We start from the raw sequence: 17,435 nt of genomic DNA, 5'->3' as shown, positions 1-17,435 counted from the left end.
TCAGGCAAACCTTTATCCTTTTATTCTGATATTAGATTCCTGCCATGGGTCTGAAAGAGAGTTTTAAAGCCTTCAATGAAAGCGAGAACTTCTGGGTAGGATTGATAAGGGATTTTATTTTTGTAATTCTGGCAGTAACGATCTTCGCATCGATATCGTATGTCGCACTCGGTCTGTGGACACCCATGGTTGCCGTGGAAAGCGGCAGCATGATACCGCATATACAGATAGGAGATATCATCTTTGTTGAGAGTATCGACCGCACCCAGGTAATAACATATGAGACGGGAAGAAAGATCGGGTATGCATCCTTTGATGATTACGGTGATGTGATACTTTACAGACCATATGGAAGACCGGGGGTCACTCCGATCATCCATCGTGCCAGGTATTATGTGGAACAGGGGGATTCCATGTGGCCTGACGGACCTGCGGCACCTCATGCAGGATACATAACCAAAGGGGACAACATCTACACCAATCCCTACTATGACCAGCAGGGAAGCATAAGCTTCAATCAGCCGATAAAAAAGGAGTGGATAATAGGCGTTGCCCGTTTTTACCGCGTGCCCATACTGGGTTATGTGTCTCTTATTCCCAGGAAAATGCTAGGCGTATAGCTTTGTCTGGTTGGGAGGCTGGAATCCCTCAAGCGGTTTTAACCTGTAATCTTCAAAGAGCACTTTACGCGTGCTGTCTGTCGGGACGCTCAGGGATATCTCTTTTGTCCTCCCGTACCTGCCCTTGCTTATAACGGTAGCGTTCAATATGCCGAGCATATCAAGTTCAGAGATCAAATCCGTAACCCTTCTCTGGGTCAAGATGTCTATCCCTATCATCCTGCACATCTGCTTGTAAATATTGTATGCTTCTCCTGTTGTTATATTTCCCTCAGCATTGTTGTTGAGAAGCACAGCGCTCAGCAATACAAGTTTTGACTGGCTGGGTAAGGTCTTGACAACTTCCACTATCCTGTCGGTCTCGATTTTCTCCTGGGCCTGCCTCACATGAATTTCAAGGACTTTCGGGGCCTTGGAGCGTTCTGCGAGCTCGCCTGATACACGCAGCAGATCCAGAGCCCTCCTGGCATCACCATGCTCCTGCGCGGCATATGCTGCGCACAGGGGGATTACTGACTCCTCCAGAACCCCGGGCTTGAACGCCATTTTCGCTCTTTCCTGCAGGATATCCCTTATCTGGTTGGCATCATATGGCGGGAATATTATTTCTTCCTCGCCAAGTGAACTTTTTACCCTTGGATCCAGGAATTCCGTAAACTTCAGGTCATTAGTTATCCCGATAAGACTGACCTTTGTCTTTTTTAGATCAGAGTTTATCCTTGTGAGATTGTAGAGTACGTCATCCCCTTTGTTTATCAGCTTGTCCACTTCGTCAAGAATTATTATCGCGATGCGTCTCGTGGAGTCCACCGCATTTTTGAACTCAGTGTATACCTGGTCCGTGGGCCACCCTGTCATGGGTATTTCTTTATCGAAATGTCTCGCAAGCGATGCGAGCAAACGGTATTGAGTATCCACAACCTCACAGTTTATGTAGATAACAACACACGGTATTCCGTAGATCTCACCAGTTCTTTCCAGCTCCTGCCCAACATGTTTTGCTACAGCCGTTTTTCCTGTCCCGGTTTTACCATATACCAGAACATTCGAAGGCGTTTCGCCTCTTAGCGCAGAAACAAGAATTGTTGCCAATCCCTTTACCTGGTCATTCCTGTGGGGGAGATAATCCGGTGTATATGTCGACCGGAGAACCTCTCTGTTCTCGAAGATATTTACTATTGTAAGCATATCCTCGAAGATTCCTTTTATTGTTGTTGCATTGTCCAATCCTTCAACCCTCCGTTGCACGTGATGCAATGGAAGGAAAGGTATTAAGACTTTTGGTTAAGACCCCATTGTTTCCTGTGGAATTTTTCGAGTCGGTCCGGGCACATTTTATAAAATCGATACGCTTCTGGCTCTTTTAAAATTCATTTTTCTTATTGGCTGGAGTGATTTTATCCCTTGCAGCTTCTTAACCCCTTTATTTCTACTGGAGAGACATGTGATGAGACCAACCCCATTGTTTCGTCTGGAGATAGTCTAACACCAATTCAATATAATATTTGATATAAATAACCCCAATGTGTCCTACTGTGGTCTTAACTATATATAAATCTTTCTCTTTTTGATAAAAATTAAAAAAATGTAATGAAAGAAATCAAAGAAATTTGGGGAAATTATGACAGTAATTCCATAAGGTCCAGAACACGTATACTGAAAATTCCGAGGTGGACAATGACCTCACGATAGCCCCGGACCAAGAAAATTCCAACTATCCAGATGAAATAAGGGGGTAGGTTATCATCCCGTGAATTCAGTGTTCATCGGTCTACAGGAATTGTCTCCAGTTGACTTGAAAGCCCCCAGATCAATGTCCTTGTATGAATGGGTACGTTTGGATCATTGCCCATCTCATCCAGCCTGGAAATTACCATGGCAGTTCTAACGGACGGAGGTTCTTTTTCATTTGAAAGCACGTTTTTCATGTTATCCGCAGTTCTTCTGATGTTCCTTGGAACAGAATCGTCATTAACTATCCTATCCAGCACCTCGATGCACTGCCTTATCACTTCGGTTGAATTTTCCGACACGGTAATCACTTCAGGCTACGTTTATAAAACAAGCCGCCAATAATAGAACTATTGCATGAAAAGACTTTCGGTGATACAAAATGACGGAAACGGATGAGAACAGAAAATTACAGATGATCACAAGGTTGCTTGAAAAAGGCGGGACCATGCTGGCGAACCACCATGAATGCGGGGCTCCAATGTTCAGATACCAGGGAAAGGTCCTCTGCCCGGTATGCGATTCTAGGGAAGGTATTCCCGAAAAAAGACCCGAGATCAAGACGGACCAGGTATCAAATACGTCAAAAAGGCAGGAGGAAAACATATCCGGTCAGAGCCATCCAGGGCAGCCAGCATTCAACCAGCTCGACCTTGTGCTAAGAAACAAAATCCAGAGCATCGCTCAGGGCCTCGAAAATGAAACTGACCTTGCGAGAGTTAAAGAGAAAATGGAGTGTATCGAGCTGGGGATTAGAATTCTAAAATTACTCCAATAGCATTACTCCGGTAGCGCAGATTTCTTCCTGCGTTTCCAAATATACTCTGACAATTTCTTTTTTATCTTCATATATTCAACATCGGAAAGCCCTGAGGCCTCCAGCGCGGAGTCTCTGAGGATACAGGGTTTGGTTATCTTGCAGCACCATGTCATGCTGCCAAAACAGGTCCCCTCTCCATACTCGAGGGGTGTTTTCCGGGCAAATTCGGTCTTTATCTTCATGAACTCTTCAGCACTTAGCCCGGCCTGCTTGAGGGCGCCATGCAGTGCGCAGGGCTTTACAGGAAGGCAGCAGAACGCAAGCGCACGGAGATCACCGCCACCGCAGATATGCTTAGGGGCGTTGTACCATCCGGTCATGGACTGGAAAGAAGAGACTTCTTGTACTAGATAATCGATGGTTTGAGGCGCCTTAAGAACAGCGCGCGCTACGGATACCATATCCGCGCCATGCGAGAAAAATTCTTTTGCGCTCTCAAAATCCACCACTGAATTGTTACCTATTATGAACAGGTCGGTTGAGTTTCGAACGCGTTTAATAACCCCGATATCCACGCCCTCAGGATGCATGGCATCGATATGAATTATATCCACACCAGCTTTCTCAAGAGCCCTGGCAAGCTCAACATCATCCACCACGTTTGCACGAGTTTTAACAGAAAGTACAACACCCGTCTTCTTTATCTCACGGGCATACTCGCAAAGGCGCGGGATATCTTTCAATAATGCTTCACCCACGCCGAGTTTGGTCATTTCAGGCTGCCTGCAATGAGCATTTATTTCCAATATCGCATCGAATTTTTTTGCGAGGCGTGCAGCCTCTAAAAAAGGCTCGAGGGATGCGGCGCGGACATTGACCGCAACAGTGGTGAATCCTTTTGTGGCTTCAAGTTCGGCCTCCAGGAACTTCATCGGCTCGCTGGAAACGAATTCCTTCCGTCCGCGTTCCATTTCTTTTCTTGCAGCTTCATTCGTTTGCTCATCAAGATTGTAACCCCCCAAAATGATTAATCCTGCGTTCTTGAACCTCGATGCGAACTTGCTGTCGTTGATGCCGGCCATGGAAGCAAGCGCGATGGGATTCTTGGGCTTTGCATAGCCGATTATAATATTAAATAAGTCATTATTCATGAAACCTCATGGTATAGAATCTTTTTGGCCCTCTGTTGTCTCTTTCATTTAAGAATATTACTATAAAACAATTTCATAAGCTTTTTATATCAATAATCCTTTTTAAAGCTTTATTAAAGGTGGAACAAAATGGCATCAAATGCATTTTTTGATAACTATTTGCCGGTTGCAGTTCTTACACTACTCGGCATAATATTCGTGGCAATATCTTTATTCATGTCAAGGATGGTAAGGCCAAGCAAGAAATCCAAAGAGAAATTATCAACGTATGAATGTGCAGAGACCCCGGTGGGGGATGCCAGGATACATTTTAATATTCAGTATTATCTTATCGTTATCGTCTTTCTGATTTTTGATGTAGAGATATTGTTCCTGTACCCATGGGCAGTCCAGCTAAAAAAACTCGGGGGCCTGGGGTTCTTTGAAATGGTTGTTTTCATAGAGATACTGATAATCGGTCTGGCCTATGCCTGGAGAAAGGAGGCTTTAGAGTGGATCCAGTAACCATCGACACCACAAAAATCAAACCCACCAAAAAAGAACCTGTTACTGCGCTTGAAAAGCTGGAAGATACCGGGCTTATCAGTACGGTCATGGCAGCGAAGGAAAGGGAAGGACTTATTCTTTTTTCAACCATAGACCAGGTATTTAACTGGGCGCGTTTAAGCTCACTCTGGCCCGTAACCTCGGGTCTTGCCTGCTGCGCCATTGAAATGATGGCCACGGCGATGGCTCATCACGATATCGCACGCTTCGGGATGGAGATCTTCAGGGCAAGCCCAAGACAGGCGGACCTCATGTTCGTTGCAGGAACTGTGACAAAGAGGATGGCACCCAGAGTGAAACAGCTTTATGAGATGATGGCGGAGCCAAAATGGGTTATTGCCGTTGGAGCATGCGCCTCAACAGGCGGGCCTTACCATGAATCATACTCTGTCCTGAAAGGTGTGGACCTTATAATACCTGTGGATGTGTATATTCCGGGATGCCCCCCCAGACCCGAAGCATGGATATACGGGGTTATCCAGTTGAGGGAAAAGATAAAGAATGAGGGATATGGGGCAAAATGGGGGCTTAATAAATGAAAAACTTTAGGAAAGTTTTATCAAAAACTGTCGCGCCGGTTTACATCGCACACACATATGGCTTCGCCATATGTGGATATTTCATAAAGCGAGGTGTCGCTTTATGAACGCAGCAGAAGAATTAAAACAGGCGATGCCGGATGCGGTAGTCAGCACTGGGATGCAAATCAATAAACCCCTTGCGGTCATAAAAAAGGATGCGCTCTTAAAAGTCGCGGGGAACGCCAAGAAAATGGGTTTTGAGCATCTTTCCGTCATCACTGGAGTTGATTACGGAGATCGGTTTGAGGTCATCTATAATTTCTTTTCCTATTCCAGAAAACAGAATCTCGTGTTGAAAGTTATTCTCGACCATGATAATCCCGAGGTCGATTCACTCACCCCCATTTGGAAAGGGGCGGACTGGCTTGAGCGCGAGACGTACGACCTCGTGGGAATCAAGTTCGCAGGCCATCCCAATCTTGTCAGGATATTGCTGCCGGAAGGCTGGTCTGGTCATCCTCTCAGGAAGGATTATGATATGAGCAAAGAGCAGTTCGTCACCATCGGAGAGGATGGAGAAGACGTGGTGAGCACTGATGGGTCAAATCTGCTGAGGGGGAAGTAGCATGGAAACAGAGGAACTGCTTTTAAACATGGGCCCGGTGCATCCGAGCACCCACGGAGTTCTCAGGTTCAAGTTGAGGATGGACGGGGAGATAATCAAGGAGTGTACTATTGTTATGGGGTATCTCCACAGGGGAACGGAAAAACTCGGAGAGATGAAGACGTATCTGCAGTTCGTCCCGTATACGGACAGGCTTGATTATATCTCTGCTTTCCCCAACAATTATGCCTATGTCAAAGCGGTCGAAGAGCTTGCAGGTATTGAGGTTCCGCTGAGGGCGGAATATATCCGCGTTATTACCATGGAGCTCAACAGGATAGTGAATCATCTTGTGATGATCGGCTCTCTTCTACTGGATCTCGGGGCATCTACAATGATCATGTACGGTTTCAGAGAGAGAGAGAAAGCCTTGCAGTTGTTCGAAATGCTCTGCGGGGCAAGGATGACCTTCAATTATATCAAACCCGGCGGGGTGCGGGAAGACCTGCCAGAAGGCTTCATTCCGAAACTCAACGAATTTTTAAAGGATATGGAAAAGCGCATCGATGATTATGAACAACTGATCAACGATAATGAAATATTCCTTTTGAGGATGAAAAATATAGGTGTAATAAGCGCTGAAGAGGCCATCAATTATGGCATGACGGGCCCCGCGCTCCGTGGCCAGGGAGTAAATTACGATATCAGGAAAGTGGAACCCTATTCCATATATCCTGACCTGGATTTCAAGGCATGCGTTCGTCATGAGGGGGATAGCTATGCAAGGTACATGGTAAGGATAGATGAGATGAGGGAAAGTCTCCATATTTTAAGACAGGCTGCGGATACCATTCCCGAGGCAAAGATAGCAAGCACCCAAAGGTACGGGATAGCTCCCATGACCGGAGAACCTTCCTCTGTAATGGCATATTTCCCGAGAATATTTACTCCTCCAGCTGGGGAGGTCTACAGCAGGATTGAAGCGCCAAAAGGTGAGCTGGGTTTCTATATCGCAAGCGACGGCACGACAAAACCGTATCGCGTCAAGATACGTTCACCCTCTTTCTGCAACCTCACGGCCATACCCAAGATGGTGATTGGCCTTAAAATCCCGGACCTGATCGCGGCTTTTGGCACCATAGATGTGGTTCTTGGCGATGTGGACAGGTGATAAGATGATAACGAACTCTTATGAACTGATAGTTTATGTTTTAACTGCACTGGGGGTTTATGATCAAATCCACAGCGTATTCCAGCTTCTGGGAATTGAATATGTTCTGAAAATAATAATCGTATTGGTGGAACTGGCTGTACTGTTCGCATTTGTCCTTGTCACAATAATGTTCCTGACATGGATGGAACGTAAAGTTGTTGCCATGGTGCAGTCCAGATACGGTCCGATGGTCACAGGCCCGCGGGGTCTCCTTCAGCCCGTCATGGACGGGATAAAGCTCATCGGCAAGGAGGATATTATCCCGGCAAAGGCGGATAGGTGGATATTCACGCTTGCGCCGTTCATCGTTTTTATACCTGCGTTACTTGTATTTATCCCCCTACCGTTTGGGAAATCCCTGATAATATCCGATCTGAGTGTGGGTCTGCTGTATATTATAGCGATCTCTGCGATCTCACCGATAGCCATTTTGCTTGCGGGATGGGCATCAAATAATAAATACTCCCTGATGGGTGCGATGAGGGCTGTGGCCCAGGATATCAGTTATACCGTTCCGCTTGCCCTGACAGCTATCGCGGTGGTCTTATTTGTGGGGTCTCTTAGCACTGTTGATATCGTGAATGCTCAGGGAGGATACTGGTTCGGCATAATCCCGAAATGGTTCATATTCCTACAGCCGCTTGGATTCGTCCTCTTCCTTATCGCCTCCATTGCTGAAATGGGGCGCATTCCTTTTGACTTCCAGGAATCAGAACAAGAGCTGGTAGCCGGTTTCTTCACGGAGTACAGCGGGATGAAATTCGCGATGTTCTTCCTTGCGGAATATGCACATTTATTTGCAGTTTCGGGGATAGTAGTCACGCTATTCCTGGGAGGATGGAGCGGCCCGACAGTGCCCTTCATACCGGTTCAAATAACCTCGCTTATAATATTCCTGATAAAAACCTATGCAGTGATATTCTTTGCAATGTGGCTCCGCGACACGGTGCCACGAGTAAGGATAGACCAGCTTCTTAACCTTGGCTGGAAAATCATGGTGCCTCTGGCGCTATTGAACCTGCTTGCTGCGGGTTTCCTTGTAGCAGCGGGGGTGGTCTGATGGCATGGATCAGCAAGAACTGGGCAATGAGCGGGATAATTAAAGGTCTCATTGTCACGATAAAACATGTTTTGCATATCGGGGATAGACCTACTGTAACAGTCCAGTATCCTTATGAACGGATGAAGCTCGCGCCAAGGTTCAGAGGAAGGCATGCAATTGACCAGGACGCCTGCATCGGCTGCGGAATATGTGAAGTGAACTGTCCCAATTCTACTATTCAGATAGTGAAGTACAACAGCAGATGGTTCCCGCAGTTTAACCTCGGGATGTGCATGTTCTGCGGGATATGCGTGGATGTCTGTCCTATGAATGCCCTTAAGATGACAGGGAATTACGAACTGGCTGATTATACCAGGGAAAGCCTGGTTTACGGACCTGACAGGCTATTGTTCAAGAAAGAGGCGAATCAATGATAGACGTAGCGTTCTTAATTATTTCGGTTATGACTATCATATCTTCGATCATGGTCGTCCAGTCAAAAAAATTGGTCCACAGTGCAGTGTACCTGGCAGGAACGTTCATAGGCACAGCAGGGCTTTTCATTCTGCTTAAAGCAGAGTTCATCGCATGGGTACAGGTGCTCGTGTATGTTGGAGCGGTCGTGACGCTCATACTGTTCACCATAATGTTAACCAGAAAGGGAGAAGAAGAATAATGGTCAACAAGATTTTTAATTTCTTTATCGCATTACTGCTATTTGCAACGATGTTCGCGGCAATCGATGGAAGTACAAAGGTCTGGTATGGAAAGGAAGAGGTAAATCCAACCAGTATTGCCGATATCGCAGGACCAGTCAAAGGCGGAATATTCAGTGATTTTATCTTTTCATTCGAGGTACTTTCCTTGCTTTTGCTCGCAGCATTGATCGGTGCCCTTTATATTGCAAGAAAGGAGGCCTGAAATGTCCCTGTATACATATCTTCTAATAGCCGCCATCATATTCACGGTGGGAGCATACGGAATAATTACACAGAGAAGCGGAATCAAGATCCTGATGTGCATAGAAATCATGCTCAATGCTGCGAATCTTAACCTGGTTGCCTTTTCGAGTTACAATGGGAACGCCGCAGGCCAGGTATTCGCGCTATTCTCAATCGCTATAGCGGCAGCAGAAGCAGCCATAGGGTTTGCAATACTCGTTGCTTTGTTCAGGGTAAGGGATACGATCAATCTTGACAATATCAATATTCTGAGGTGGTAAGATGTTCAGTGATTATGCAGCAGCAATTGTATTGCTACCCATATTCGGGTTTGTGCTCACGCTTTTCCTGGGAAAGAAACTCCCACATGGGGGTGCATATATCCCAATCGCAGCTATAGCATGCTCGTTTATCATTTCTCTTGGCATTTTCTTTGAGATATATCCCGACAGAATAGTGCAGCAGTCCTGGCCATGGTTCGCCGGGATGAACCTGGGGATACTGATCGACCCGCTCGCCATTGTGATGCTGCTGATGGTCACGTTCGTAAGCCTGCTCATTCATATATACGCCGTGGGATACATGGCGCATGACCCTTCAAAACCGCGATACTTTGCGGAAACGTCTCTTTTCACGGCAGCCATGCTCGCCGTTGTTCTCTCAGACAACATTCTCCAGTTCTTCATATCATGGGAGATAGTGGGTCTTTGCTCTTATCTCCTCATCGGGTTCTGGTACCACAAGCCCTCAGCTGCAGCTGCCGCGAAGAAGGCTTTCCTTGTGACCAGGGTAGGGGACGTGCTTTTCCTTGCAGGGATCGTACTTCTTTATGTCAATCTGAGTGAGATCATCACGAACCCGGCCAGTGCATTCAAGATCGAGCCTGGAAATTTTATCCTCCAGTTCAAGACCATGTTCCAGGCGATACCGCTTATCGATAAGACACAATTGACCTACATCACTCTGTTGTTCTTCGGTGGCGCAGTCGGTAAGAGCGGTCAGTTCCCGCTCCATGGCTGGCTTCCGGATGCAATGGAAGGACCGACAACGGTTTCGGCATTGATCCATGCGGCAACGATGGTTACCGCTGGTGTATATCTTGTCGCCAGGACGTTCCCGATGTTTGCTGCAGCCCCGGACTCGCTCCTCGTGGTGGCGTATATCGGCGGGTTCACCGCGCTTTTCGCAGCCACGATGGGACTTGTGATGAACGATATCAAGAGAGTGCTTGCATATTCGACCGTCAGTCAACTTGGTTATATGATGCTGGCGCTGGGAACAGCGGGACTTGCAATCGGCGCACAGGCAGTCGGGATATCCATGTTCCACCTCATAAGCCATGCGTTCTTCAAGGCCCTCCTTTTCCTGTGTGCGGGAAGCGTTATCCACGCGGTTGGGACGAACGATATCCGCGAGATGGGGGGACTGTTCGATAAGATGAAGATCACCGCCATCACTATGTTGATTGCTGCTCTTGCACTTTCCGGGATTGGTATTCCACTGATCAACCTTGGTATTCCAAGTATAGGTGCATCGGGTTTCTTCAGCAAGGATGCCATCATAGAAGGGGCGTTTGAATTCGGTGATAAAACCGGTAATTTCATCCCGTACAGTTTCGCCATTATTGCAGCCCTTCTGACATCCATATACATTTTCAGGCTGTGGTTCATGACCTTTACGGGAACGCCGCGCTCGGAGCGCCATGCCCACGAGTCACCCAATGTGATGACCCGACCGCTTATGATCCTGGCGGTATTTGCCCTTTTCTTCGGTTACTCACAGACAGGTTTCTACAATTATCTTGATAAAAATTTCGAACTCATGGATGTATCAGTTCCGGCACATGAAGGTGAGGCAGCATTCAATCCATCCATCATAATTGTATTACTGCCGGTACTGGTCGGGGTGGCCGGACTTCTGATATCCTATTATATCTATTATAAGCGCAGGCTGGATATGAGCAAGCTCGTTTCATCGGAAAACCCCGTGTACAAACTCTTGCTAAACAGGTATTACGAGCCCAGGATAGCCGCGGATATAATAGGTGTAAAACTGACGCATGGCGTTGTGGCACAATCCGGTGAGTTCGTGGACAGGAAGATTATCGACGGGCTCGTGATAGATAATGTTATCAGCAACACATTGTTCAAACTCGGTGAGTTTGCCAGGAAATTACAGACAGGTGTTGTCCAGAATTATGCATCTGTCATATTGCTGGGAATAGGCCTGCTTTTGATGTACTTTTTGATCAAAACCGGAGGGACATAAATGGCTGATTTGATCTCGTTGATGATTGCCATCCCTTTGATAGGCGCTATTATCGCATTTTTGACCAGAACCAGGGAACAGGCCCGTGCGATCGCGTTACTGACATCGGGGATATCGCTTGTCATCTCGCTTGTATTGCTCATGAGGTTTGATTCCTCCGTCTCAACCATCCAGTTTTTTGAAACGCATCCATGGATAAGCAGTCTCGGGATAAGCCTGAAATTCGGCGTTGACGGTATAGGAATGCCGCTTGTCCTTCTGTCAAATATAGTTATCCCGCTCACTGTCATATTCGCATGGGGGGAGACAAAAGAGGCGAACAGGTTTTACGGACTGATACTACTTGAACAGGTCGGCGTCCTCGGTGTCTTCACCTCCCTTGACTTCTTTGTGTTCTACATATTCTGGGAGGTCGTCCTGATACCCATGTATTTCCTCATTAGCATCTGGGGAGGGCCGCGGAAAAATTACGCTGCGATAAAATTCTTCATATACACGCATGTAGCCAGCCTTGTGATGCTGCTTGCGATATTCTCGCTGTATTTCAATGCATGGCAGATCTCCGGTACCCCAAATTTCGATATGTTCTACCTTCTGAAAAACTATTCTGTGATCGAATCCCCCCTGCTGAAGGATGCAATATTCCTGGCATTACTGTTCGGTTTTCTCGTTAAGATGCCGGCAGTGCCTTTCCATACATGGCTGCCGGATGCGCATGTGGAGGCACCCACGGCGGGGAGCGTAATACTTGCTGCGCTGCTTCTCAAGATGGGTGGATACGGCCTTTTCAGGGTGATACTTCCACTTCTTCCTTATTCAGGCTCCCCGGATAAATTGATCAGCCTGATGGCGATCATAGGTGTCCTGAGCATTCTTTACGGGACATTCCTCGCCCTTGCCCAGCGGGACCTCAAGAAGATGGTGGCATATTCAAGCATCAGCCACATGGGTTATGTGACTCTTGGCGCAGCAGCTCTCATCCCTCTCTCCGTGAGCGGGGCGATGTTCCAGCAGTTCTCACACGGTCTCATTACGGCCGTATTGTTCATGTCCTGCGGCGTGATCCAGCACTCAGCGGGTACGCGCATCATTGGCGACCTGGGTGGCATTGCAAAACACATGCCAAAGCTGGCGTTCCTCATGCTCGCGGGGTTCCTTGCGTCTCTTGGATTGCCGGGAATGAGCGGTTTCGTCGCGGAGTTCCTGGTACTTGTGAATTCATACTTCACACTGCCCACGTTCGTGATACTTGCCCTCTTCGGAATAGTTTTCACGGCAGGGTATCATCTCTGGGCCATGCAGAGGGCTGTCTTCGGGACGTATAATGAGAAACTCGGGCATATCCACGATGGAGCAAGCTATGAAATACTCGCCATGTCGATGATTGTACTGCTTGTGATTTTCTTCGGGCTCAACCCGAACCCCATACTTAACATGATGACCACGAATGCAGAGCAACTCGTGAAATTTGTTGCTCTTAGAGGAGTGATAACATGAATTATGCATTGCTCGCACCGGAGATACTGCTCACAGTAATGGGATTGGTAATTGTACTGCTCGGTCTCCTGATGAAGGACAAATCCAAGAATGTGCTGGGATACATAAGTGCTGCCGGTCTTGCCGCAGCGCTCATATATATTATCGGTTCAAAAGGCGAGGGGAGTTTTTTCTATAATGCTATAGTTATCGATCCCTTATCCCAGTTCTTCAAGTTAATATTCGTTGTCGTATCGCTTCTGGCCGTGATAGCCTCGATAAAGTATTTTGAGAACAATCGCAACCAGGATGAGTATTATGCTCTTCTTCTTCTTGCGACAGTGGGAATGATGGTCGTTGCCTCAGCAAATGATCTGCTGGCGCTCTTTGTGGGATTTGAACTTGCGAGCATGTCGACGTACGTACTTGCGGGTTTTGAGAAAAAGAACCCGGCATCGCTCGAAGCGGCTTTAAAATATTTCATTATCGGCTCCCTCTCTTCGGCGTTGATGTTGTTCGGCATGTCTCTCGTATATGGTATAACAGGTTCCACGAATATTCCGGCGATCGTCGAGTATTACAGGACAGGCCCTGCTGTCGGCCTTGACATAATCGCCATGATGTTCCTTATTGCAGGATTTGGTTTCAAGATGGCGCTTGTCCCATTCCACATGTGGGCGCCGGATACATACGAAGGTTCGCCGAGTGTTGTGTCTGCTCTCCTTGCCGCTGGGTCTAAGAAGATGGGTTTTGTTGCAGCATTCAGGATACTCGTTCTTGCCCTTGTTGCGATCCGCATCGATCTCCAATTGGCCTTTGCTATCCTTGCAATAATTACGATGACATACGGCAATGTCGTAGCGATCTCCCAGAAAAGCATCAAGCGCATGCTTGCCTATTCTTCGATAGCCCAGGCAGGTTACATATCACTTGCATTCGTTGTCACGACCCAGATGTCCATAGGAGGAGGGATACTGCTGGCTCTTGGCCATGCCCTGATGAAAGGCGGGGCTTTCATCGCCGTAGCCGTGGTGGGTTACATGGTTTTATCCGATGACAAGAATGCAAAGAACACCGATGACCTGTCTCATTTCGCAGGGCTTGGTAAACGCGCGCCAATAACTGCATTCTCGTTGCTAGTATTTTTCCTGGCACTGGCAGGCATTCCGCCGTCTGCGGGTTTCATCGGGAAGTTCGTTATATTCTATTCGATAACGATAGAAGCAGTAAGGCAGGCGAGCAGCTGGCTCCTCTTTGTTGTGATTGTGGCCATCCTGAACAGTGCTCTCTCCATCTATTACTATGCCCGCGTTATAAAGTACATGTACGTGCATGAGCCTAACGGCGAAAGGATCAAAGAGCCAACACCGTACGTAATAGCGATCGTGCTTGCGGTGATCGGGACGATCGGGATCGGCGTTTACCCCGAGCCATTTATTAACTGGGCATTGGCAGCGGCAAGAGTATTAGGAGTGAGTTAAAATGGCAGACTGTGAATTGTCCGGCGTGGCAAGACCAACTTTGTGCCCCGTGAAAGTGAATGACCCGGGAGTGAAGGCAGCCTATCCGACTGGCACATGGAAAGGTATCAGCGAAGAGAGCCTGGAGAGCTGCCATCAGGCAAACCTTAACAGGGTGCCTGTAAATGGAAAGAAATGCGATCTGTGCGGGATAAAAAACTCACCACTTTACCTGGTCAAGGTGCAGGTGCCGATTTTCCAGGAACCCTATCACAGAGAGGTCGATAAGGCAATCTGTGAGAGCTGCTTCGAGGCCTGTGAGGATACCATAAAAAGAAGGGAAGCTGAAAAGGAAGAAGCGCACCACTAAGAGTTTGCCTAAAAATAAATAGCAGTATTTTGGAAAACAAACCGCAGATTAACGCAGATGAACGCGGATTTGTTTTCAGGAATTATGAATAAAATTGGATAAGTTATTTTTCCGTGAACTCTAACTACATCTATTTCCCGATGTCCCCCGGTGAAGCCTGGTATTTGGAGGGGCATTTTGTGAGCATCTTATAGGCTTTGAACACATTACCGTCGAACTGCCCAGTAGCAACAACCTGAATATTCGTATAACCTGGCGGGATATCGGGTTTGTTGCCAATTGAAATAACATCGATCGTCTCTTTCCCATCCGTCATTTTGAATGTCAGTGTACGGTTGAGCGCATCCCAGTTGTCTGTGCCCGTGACCATTGACCCATTTACGTTGATCATTTTACCTGCCAGATTTTCCTTTGCTGCCACGGCCTCACTGACCTCATACTGGTTCGAAGCCACTCCATTAAAAGCCAGGTATCCCAATATCACTATAACAATGGCCACTCCCAATATCAATCGCTGTTTTTTATGTTTGGTGTTGGACAATTATGAATGGAACACAGATGACACGGATTTGACGGATTTTCACGGATAATTTCAATCCGTGCGCATCCGTATCATCTGTGCAATCTGTGTCCCGTCTCGGTTCGTCTTTGTTCAGCAAAAACCTTCCGAACAACTTTAAGACCAAAAGATTTTACATCATCACCGGAACCATAAGTTAAGATCATGAATCCATAAACTAAAACCTAAAAAATCAGGTGAATAATAGAGTTAAAGAAAAGTTTGAGTTAATAAAAGATTTATTGAGAAGGTAAAGATCAAAACAGCTGCAGAAGATAAAGACACATGAAGTGTGCTATTCATAGGGCTTGCAAGGCTAAGGTAAATGAGTATGAAGTCTCTGGAGAAGTATTTTTTGGTGTTTCCTCCCAAAACTTTAATAAATGTAGGTAACATGACAGGTTGAAGTTATTAAAATTAGTTGTAACAAGGGTACATTATGCCGGACATGGAAATCTTTTTTGATATCGGTGGGATGTTATTTTTCCTGATAGTGTTGACCCTGCTTGTTAAGCCTGTAGGGACATATATAACGAACGTATATCAGGGTAAGCGTACTCTTTTAAGTCCCGTCCTGGTGCCTCTTGAGAATCTGATCTACAAAGCGGCAGGCATAAAGCATGATGAAGAGATGGACTGGAAAGATTATGCAAAGGCAATGCTCTTATTTAACTGTCTTGGAATAATCGTCCTGTTCCTGATACTGCTGCTCCAGGGCATCCTTCCTCTCAATCCGCAGGGGTTCCCGGGATTTTCGCTTGATCTTGCACTCAATACAGCCGTCAGTTTTGTTACAAATACCAACTGGCAGGCATATAGCGGTGAATCGGAAGCAAGTTACCTCACCCAGATGTCAGGGCTGGCAGTCCAGAATTTTCTTTCGGCTGCTACAGGTTTGTGTGTAGCTCTCGCCTTAATCCGCGGCTTTACCAGGCATACTTCCCAGACCATTGGGAACTTCTGGCAGGATATGACTAAAAGTGTATTATACATTCTGCTGCCCGTTGCTATCATTGCATCCCTGCTGCTGGTCTCCCAGGGCGCTATCCAGAATTTTGATCCTTATGCAAATATTTCGCTTGTCCAATCCTTCCTAACACCGGACGGGCAAAGCATCAGCAATCAGATGCTTCCCATGGGACCTGTTGCATCCCAGGAAGCAATAAAAGAATTTGGGACGAACGGCGGCGGTTTTTTCAATGCAAACTCAGCACATCCTTTTGAAAACCCCACTCCTTTAACCAATTTTCTGGAAATACTTCTTCTCCTTCTCATCCCTTTTTCTCTTACGTACACTTTCGGACGCTTCGCGGGCAATACCAGGCAGGGATGGGCAATATTTGCAGCGATGATGCTGCTGTTCATAGTGTTCCTTGGAGTGATGTACTGGTCTGAGTATAGTGGCAACCCGCTTGTGCAGCCCGGTGTCAATGGTTCTTATATGGAAGGTAAAGAGGTCAGGTTCGGGATCGGCGGCACGGTTCTCTTTGCCGTCAGTACAACTGCTACTTCCACCGGCGCTGTGAACGCAATGCATGATTCATTAACGCCAATAGGCGGAATGGTCACGATGCTGCTTATACTATTAAGTGAAGTTGTTCCCGGCGGTGTAGGGTCAGGGCTTTACACTATTCTTGCCTTTGCAATCATAGCGGTTTTCATTGCAGGTCTCATGATAGGCAGGACGCCGGAATATCTTGGCAAAAAAATAGAGGTCTTTGAGATGTGGACATCGGTGTTGATCGTCCTCACCTCAGGCATCCTGGTGCTCATTTTTGTTTCTATTGCACTGGTAATATCGGCAGGAATTTCTTCAATCCTGAACCCCGGCCCGCACGGTTTAAGTGAAGTGCTCTATGCTTTTGCCTCTGTATCCAATAACAACGGCAGCGCATTTGCAGGACTTAATGCCAATACCCTTTTTTATAATCTGTCAACAGCCATTGCAATGCTTATCGGCAGATTTGTTCCTGCAATAGCAGCACTTGCCATGGCCGGGTCACTTTCGAAGAAAAAATATATCCCGCCAAGCATCGGTACCCTCCCAACACATCAGATTACATTCGTCTTATGGCTTGCCGTTGTTATTCTGATAGTCGGAGCCCTTACGTTCTTTCCTGCCCTGTCGCTGGGACCGATTGTTGAGCATATGATCATGCATGCAGGTCAATAA

Annotated in this window: 20 protein-coding genes; 16 read left to right on the top strand and 4 right to left on the bottom strand. The window is 46.8% G+C overall.

Annotated features, from left to right (window positions below; genetic code table 11):
• The first annotated feature begins 44 nt into the window (after positions 1 to 44).
• Positions 45 to 620, top strand: a complete 576-nt coding sequence (locus tag O8C65_05625; GenBank protein MCZ7356394.1) for a S26 family signal peptidase — start codon at positions 45 to 47, stop codon at positions 618 to 620.
• On the opposite strand, the gene O8C65_05620 is transcribed toward O8C65_05625, so the two are convergent.
• Together O8C65_05620 and O8C65_05615 are read right to left on the bottom strand one after the other, a co-directional pair.
• Positions 609 to 1,847: an ORC1-type DNA replication protein gene (locus O8C65_05620; GenBank protein ID MCZ7356393.1), complete on the bottom strand. Its 1,239-nt coding sequence runs from the start codon at positions 1,845 to 1,847 to the stop codon at positions 609 to 611. The genes O8C65_05625 and O8C65_05620 overlap by 12 nt on opposite strands.
• A gap of 536 nt (positions 1,848 to 2,383) precedes the next feature.
• Positions 2,384 to 2,653 (bottom strand): UPF0147 family protein, encoded by a 270-nt coding sequence (locus tag O8C65_05615; protein ID MCZ7356392.1) that lies wholly within the window; start codon positions 2,651 to 2,653, stop codon positions 2,384 to 2,386.
• 80 nt (positions 2,654 to 2,733) lie between these two features.
• On the opposite strand from O8C65_05615, the gene O8C65_05610 reads away from it, so the two are divergent.
• Positions 2,734 to 3,129 (top strand): hypothetical protein, encoded by a 396-nt coding sequence (locus O8C65_05610; protein MCZ7356391.1) that lies wholly within the window; start codon positions 2,734 to 2,736, stop codon positions 3,127 to 3,129.
• Positions 3,130 to 3,131: 2 nt separating this feature from the next.
• Here O8C65_05610 and O8C65_05605 read toward each other — a convergent pair whose 3' ends face one another.
• The gene (locus O8C65_05605) at positions 3,132 to 4,262 is read right to left on the bottom strand and encodes a methanogenesis marker 9 domain-containing protein (protein MCZ7356390.1); all 1,131 of its coding nucleotides are present in this window, start codon (positions 4,260 to 4,262) and stop codon (positions 3,132 to 3,134) included.
• Between the two features lie 129 nt (positions 4,263 to 4,391).
• On the opposite strand from O8C65_05605, the gene O8C65_05600 reads away from it, so the two are divergent.
• The 13 genes from O8C65_05600 to fpoO all read left to right on the top strand — a co-directional run bounded on the left by O8C65_05600 (position 4,392) and on the right by fpoO (position 14,703).
• On the top strand, positions 4,392 to 4,766 hold the full coding sequence (locus O8C65_05600) for an NADH-quinone oxidoreductase subunit A (protein ID MCZ7356389.1): 375 nt from the start codon (positions 4,392 to 4,394) through the stop codon (positions 4,764 to 4,766).
• Complete coding sequence (nuoB, locus tag O8C65_05595) at positions 4,754 to 5,347, top strand: NADH-quinone oxidoreductase subunit NuoB (GenBank protein ID MCZ7356388.1); 594 nt, start codon at positions 4,754 to 4,756, stop codon at positions 5,345 to 5,347. Before O8C65_05600 ends, nuoB begins: the two co-directional genes overlap by 13 nt.
• Positions 5,348 to 5,450: 103 nt before the next feature.
• Entirely contained in the window at positions 5,451 to 5,954 is a 504-nt protein-coding gene (locus O8C65_05590) for an NADH-quinone oxidoreductase subunit C (protein ID MCZ7356387.1), read from the top strand.
• 1 nt (position 5,955) lies between these two features.
• Positions 5,956 to 7,104, top strand: a complete 1,149-nt coding sequence (gene nuoD, locus O8C65_05585) for an NADH dehydrogenase (quinone) subunit D (GenBank protein ID MCZ7356386.1) — start codon at positions 5,956 to 5,958, stop codon at positions 7,102 to 7,104.
• Positions 7,091 to 8,206 (top strand): NADH-quinone oxidoreductase subunit NuoH, encoded by a 1,116-nt coding sequence (gene nuoH / locus O8C65_05580; protein ID MCZ7356385.1) that lies wholly within the window; start codon positions 7,091 to 7,093, stop codon positions 8,204 to 8,206. Before nuoD ends, nuoH begins: the two co-directional genes overlap by 14 nt.
• On the top strand, positions 8,206 to 8,622 hold the full coding sequence (locus O8C65_05575; GenBank protein ID MCZ7356384.1) for an NADH-quinone oxidoreductase subunit I: 417 nt from the start codon (positions 8,206 to 8,208) through the stop codon (positions 8,620 to 8,622). The genes nuoH and O8C65_05575 overlap by 1 nt, the downstream gene beginning before the upstream one ends.
• Positions 8,619 to 8,864 carry an NADH-quinone oxidoreductase subunit J gene (locus tag O8C65_05570; GenBank protein MCZ7356383.1) on the top strand — a complete coding sequence of 82 codons (246 nt, stop codon included), beginning with the start codon at positions 8,619 to 8,621 and terminating at the stop codon, positions 8,862 to 8,864. The genes O8C65_05575 and O8C65_05570 overlap by 4 nt, the downstream gene beginning before the upstream one ends.
• Positions 8,864 to 9,109 (top strand): dehydrogenase, encoded by a 246-nt coding sequence (locus O8C65_05565; protein ID MCZ7356382.1) that lies wholly within the window; start codon positions 8,864 to 8,866, stop codon positions 9,107 to 9,109. Before O8C65_05570 ends, O8C65_05565 begins: the two co-directional genes overlap by 1 nt.
• Position 9,110: 1 nt before the next feature.
• The gene (fpoK, locus tag O8C65_05560) at positions 9,111 to 9,410 is read left to right on the top strand and encodes a F420H2 dehydrogenase subunit FpoK (protein ID MCZ7356381.1); all 300 of its coding nucleotides are present in this window, start codon (positions 9,111 to 9,113) and stop codon (positions 9,408 to 9,410) included.
• A 1-nt stretch (position 9,411) separates the two neighbouring features.
• Complete coding sequence (gene nuoL / locus O8C65_05555; GenBank protein MCZ7356380.1) at positions 9,412 to 11,397, top strand: NADH-quinone oxidoreductase subunit L; 1,986 nt, start codon at positions 9,412 to 9,414, stop codon at positions 11,395 to 11,397.
• The gene (locus O8C65_05550; protein MCZ7356379.1) at positions 11,398 to 12,894 is read left to right on the top strand and encodes a NuoM family protein; all 1,497 of its coding nucleotides are present in this window, start codon (positions 11,398 to 11,400) and stop codon (positions 12,892 to 12,894) included.
• Positions 12,891 to 14,354: an NADH-quinone oxidoreductase subunit N gene (locus tag O8C65_05545; GenBank protein ID MCZ7356378.1), complete on the top strand. Its 1,464-nt coding sequence runs from the start codon at positions 12,891 to 12,893 to the stop codon at positions 14,352 to 14,354. The genes O8C65_05550 and O8C65_05545 overlap by 4 nt, the downstream gene beginning before the upstream one ends.
• A gap of 1 nt (position 14,355) precedes the next feature.
• Positions 14,356 to 14,703: a F420H2 dehydrogenase subunit FpoO gene (gene fpoO, locus O8C65_05540; protein MCZ7356377.1), complete on the top strand. Its 348-nt coding sequence runs from the start codon at positions 14,356 to 14,358 to the stop codon at positions 14,701 to 14,703.
• A gap of 130 nt (positions 14,704 to 14,833) precedes the next feature.
• Here fpoO and O8C65_05535 read toward each other — a convergent pair whose 3' ends face one another.
• A complete protein-coding gene (locus O8C65_05535) occupies positions 14,834 to 15,244 on the bottom strand; it encodes a cytochrome c maturation protein CcmE (GenBank protein ID MCZ7356376.1) in 411 nt (136 codons plus the stop codon).
• Positions 15,245 to 15,701: 457 nt separating this feature from the next.
• Between O8C65_05535 and kdpA the strand changes: the two genes are divergently transcribed.
• Positions 15,702 to 17,435 carry a potassium-transporting ATPase subunit KdpA gene (kdpA, locus tag O8C65_05530; protein MCZ7356375.1) on the top strand — a complete coding sequence of 578 codons (1,734 nt, stop codon included), beginning with the start codon at positions 15,702 to 15,704 and terminating at the stop codon, positions 17,433 to 17,435.

This window comes from Candidatus Methanoperedens sp., assembly GCA_027460535.1.
Lineage (GTDB): Archaea > Halobacteriota > Methanosarcinia > Methanosarcinales > Methanoperedenaceae > Methanoperedens.
The sequence above is the reverse complement of the archived record's forward strand: the minus strand, read 5'-3'. Positions and strand labels throughout refer to the sequence as shown.